The organism is Escherichia sp. TW14182 (assembly GCF_000208525.1).
GTDB lineage: Bacteria > Pseudomonadota > Gammaproteobacteria > Enterobacterales > Enterobacteriaceae > Escherichia > Escherichia ruysiae.
This window is the reverse complement of record NZ_AEJZ01000373.1, coordinates 1-2,795: the sequence shown is the minus strand read 5'-3', so window position 1 is coordinate 2,795 and position 2,795 is coordinate 1. Positions and strand designations below refer to the sequence as shown.

Annotated in this window: 4 protein-coding genes; all 4 read right to left on the bottom strand. The window is 41.9% G+C overall.

Going from position 1 to position 2,795, the window contains the following annotated elements; genetic code table 11:
- A partial coding sequence (locus tag EQY_RS0121975) for a hypothetical protein (RefSeq protein ID WP_138984133.1) occupies positions 1 to 924 on the bottom strand: 924 nt, incomplete at its 3' end.
- A gap of 185 nt (positions 925 to 1,109) precedes the next feature.
- Positions 1,110 to 1,670 carry a fimbrial protein gene (locus EQY_RS0121970; RefSeq protein ID WP_000993134.1) on the bottom strand — a complete coding sequence of 187 codons (561 nt, stop codon included), beginning with the start codon at positions 1,668 to 1,670 and terminating at the stop codon, positions 1,110 to 1,112.
- 275 nt (positions 1,671 to 1,945) lie between these two features.
- Complete coding sequence (locus tag EQY_RS0121965; protein WP_024212704.1) at positions 1,946 to 2,500, bottom strand: fimbrial protein; 555 nt, start codon at positions 2,498 to 2,500, stop codon at positions 1,946 to 1,948.
- Positions 2,501 to 2,510: 10 nt separating this feature from the next.
- A partial coding sequence (locus EQY_RS0121960) for a pilus-assembly fibrillin subunit (RefSeq protein ID WP_000324042.1) occupies positions 2,511 to 2,795 on the bottom strand: 285 nt, incomplete at its 5' end.

Genomic DNA, 2,795 nt, shown 5'->3' with positions numbered 1-2,795 from the left:
CTTGAACAGGGTCTCAATTTTTATCGTTTGAGTATCTGCTTGATTAAACGTCAGTTTTTCATCAGGCTTTCCGGAGGGGAAATTCAGTGTACAGGTACCACTCCCACAATTAACTTTATTTTTAACACCATCAACATAATCACTCCCCGTTATTTCAAGCTGAACATTGGCAGGAGCGGAACATGTTATTCTGGCAGCTACATCTTTTTTGACACCAGCAATGGCATCCTGAGCATTGATTGTTTTCATGTCAACATCAATGCTTGGAGAAGAAATAGAGCAGGAAGCTCTTATCTCTATTTTTACACCGCTTGTATCAATTGACGGCATCGAAGCCATCAGACTAGGATATGTTTTCCACCCACCACCGGCATGACCATCATAATCACCTTTATTCTCTTCAAAAGCAGATTTTATTGGTAATTGAACTGTATGCACACCAGGAAATGCTGTTGTCTTGTCTATCTCCAGTTGAAATCTATCCCAGGTGTCTTTGGAAAATGTCCATTTATCTCCTGGCCAGGAACATCCTACAACTCCCCATGTATGACGCTTTTGAGGAGTAACAACAGTTCTGACACCGGCAATTTGTACCTTAGCATCGTCATATGTGCTGGTTATTCTCATCCTTAATCCTGATGGATCTGTAAACCAACCATCAGGAAACTGAAACCAGTATCGGTCATATCCCCAAATAAGGACACCTGTGGCAAAAAGGTTAGCTCTGGTATCCACTACTGTACTGACCCCTCCGGCATGAATCTTCAAAGGGGTAACGATGGGGGCATTAGTTTCAATATTAAAGAATAGCGGGTCAACCACGGGCTTGTAATCATTGCCCCACAACATATTACAGTATCGTAGATCACCTGCTTGCACAAATCCACAGAACAGCAGGCATAAAGATAGAAAAAAGATTCTCACAATAAATTCTCCTTTGGCAAACGGTGAGACGGCAGAAAGCCTCGAAAAAACTGGTGAGGCACCAGGAACTTACGGAGACAAAACTATCCGGGGAAGACGTAAAATGAACCAAAATACATGTTTTTCACCAGAGGCAGGCCAGGAACTGCCGAAAAGTCTGCTGCAGTACTGCAGCAGAACAAAAGCTAGAAATAGCTGATACTCATATTTGCTGACGCTGAGAATGCACTGGCAGGTAGTTCTTTATTGCCTTCTTTATAAGGGATGGCCGTAAATGTAAATGTTCCGCTTTCCTGTCCTGTTAATCCGGCCTCTACAGGATAACCGATTGAATCCTGCCCGTTATGTTTACCGTCTCCTATAAGCAGCTTTGTGATGGTACCGTCCCCCTGATACAGGGCTATACCGAAATTTTCAACATTCGTTGCCAGTATATTTCTATGGTTCTTTAACATTGTTCCGGTTACCTTTACATAAGGTATCCCCTGCGTATAACTACACGTGACAGGAATACTGACTTTTTTCCAGTTCTGTTTATTTTCGACATCAACTATTAACACATCTCCAAAAGAGACCTCAATCGGTCTTCCCTGATTAATCTGGCAGGGGGGGATTTGTATTATTCCTGTGATATTTATCGGTATATCCACCGCAAGTGCCGGTATTGATGTAAACAACAGACTGGATACTATCAATTTGGTAATTATCCTTTTAAATATCATGCCCCCCCCTGTTAATGCATTCATTTGTACTTCTGCCTTTTTATTCAGTAGATTTCCTGTATTAACTCTGTTAAGACTTTTGTTACCGTTGATTTCTGGCAACCTGCCAGTGGCTTTCTTTTATTTATGTGTGTCACTCAAAATGCAGGAAGTGATACTCTGTTAATTACCCGAGTATGCTGGTTGGAATAACACACATGCCATTGATGCTGGATACCCCCCCCGGATATTTTTGAGGGTAGATATCTTAACCACTTCGAGAAAAAATGGGTATTATTCTTCTTGTCTGTTATGTTTTATCACTTATATAAAAGCTCAAATGTTACAGTGGAGTTGTAATCTCCCGGTTGTACTCCTTTATTTGCAATGGCTTCTGATGTTGCCTGAACAAAGGCTTTAAAATCCAGAACCACACTTTCCTTATCCACTTTATCTCCCTGCCCGCCATTATGAACCTGATTCAATTTCAGAAGGCTGATACCATCAGTATCAATAATCCCTATTCCTAACTTCCCCCTGTTTATCCCATTGACTCTCAGATATCCGGGTAATTCAGGCTCTTCATCGCCTCTGAAGGTTAACTCAACCATCTTCCACATTGTATTAAGTTGGCAGTTAATCAGCCTTATCCGGAACTTCTCTTCATAGCTTTTCCCCGGCCAGATATGATAAATGCGGGACGCTGTATCCATAAACGTCACCTCCTGTGAAGATGTTGATGGATCAATCTGACAAGGACTGTCCACTAAATTACCCGTAAATAAAAGTTCGGAGGAATATCCGGGTACAGACAACAAAAGCATTGTTGATAGCAGGACGTTGAATAACACTCCATGCGCTCTGTTTCTGTTCACTGTTTTCTCCTTATTCATAATCCAGTCGCAAACTCAACAGATAATTGTCATTCTGCGGATTCGTGTACGTATTCCCCTGCGCACGATTCTTTGCCTGCGCATTTGTCAGTGCCATCTGTTGTTTTTTATTTAACCTGTAAGTGAACTGATTTGCACCGTTGTACACGAAAGCACGACCAGCACTGACTAACTGTTGTTTGGGGTGAAGCGTACCTCCCTCTTCCTTGGTCAACAGGGTACTCTGCATTACAGTTATGCTGTTTCTTTCGGTTGCTGATGTGGAAGATAACATCAC